1 protein-coding gene is annotated in these 1,036 nt (G+C 63.9%); it reads left to right on the top strand.

The features are described from left to right. Positions 1-466: 466 nt before the first annotated feature. Entirely contained in the window at positions 467-1,036 is a 570-nt protein-coding gene (locus AC1DOC_RS34885) for a cytochrome P460 family protein (protein ID WP_307596793.1), read from the top strand.

Raw genomic sequence — 1,036 nt, 5'->3', positions numbered from 1 at the left:
ATGGTGGGCTTGGCTTGCTGTGCAGTGCTTGGGGTCTGTGCCGAAGCATTGAACGTGAAGGCGCCAGCCAGTGCCATGAAGCCCACGGCGGCCAGGGTGCGGGCGAAGCGGCGGCTGAGATTTTTCATTTGGTTTTTCCTGCGGTTGAAGTGAAGGGCAATGAAGAGTGATCGCCTTTTGCAACCCGTGACGAGCGCGGCGGGGCAAAGCACGGCCGCGTTTATAGGGCCCGCCTCCACGTGCACTGCAGATGTCTGTATGCCACTGTGTCGGCCCGGCAGGGCGACATGAACAAATACACGGATGCCTCGCCGATGAAACGTAGTGTGGGCGTCCGGCCGTGCAGATACACAGGCATACGGAACCCCGTTTGCAAGCGGCAGGGGCGCTGAAAAATCCACGCGTTCAGGCGCCGCGGAGCCTTCACGCCCGGCGGCAATTTCCAACGCACAAGGTCCACCACCTCATGAATCGAAACAACACAACGCGCCATGCGCGCCCGTCTTCATGCCAAGGCACGCTGGCAAAGCTCACCGGCCTCGGCCTGCTTGCGCTCGCGGCAGCGGCCGGCGTCTTCGCCGCAACCTCCAGCGCGGCGGAGGAGGACGCGAAGACTTCGGATGCCTCGCCCTTGTACGGTGTCACCATTCCCAAGGGCTACCGGCAGTGGCAGCTGATTGCGCCGGCAATCGAGGCGGAGCCGTTGAACGAGCTGCGCGTGGTGCTCGGCAACGCCAAGGCGATCCAGGCCTACGACCAGGGCACGCTGCCCTTCCCCGACGGAACCATCCTCACCAAGCTGGCATGGAAGCATGTGCAGTCGCCGGAATTCGCGCCTGCGTCGATCCCAGGCGCAGCGACCACCGTGCAGGTGATGGTGAAGGACTCGAAAAAATACGCGGCCACGGGCGGATGGGGATTCGGCCGCTTCGTCGACGGCAAGCCCGCGGACCTGGCGCAGCACCAGACCTGCTTCGCCTGCCACCAGGCGCTGGTGAAGAACCACGACTACGTGTTCACGCGGCTTGCGCGCTGA

The organism is Variovorax sp. 01T439_2, from assembly GCF_056398445.1.
This window is presented reverse-complemented; position numbering and strand designations above follow the sequence as displayed.

Coding starts and splice junctions, on each gene's coding strand:
- AC1DOC_RS34885 (WP_307596793.1), top strand. CDS start 467: ATGAATCGAAACAACACAACGCGCCATGCGCGCCCGTCTTCATGCCAA.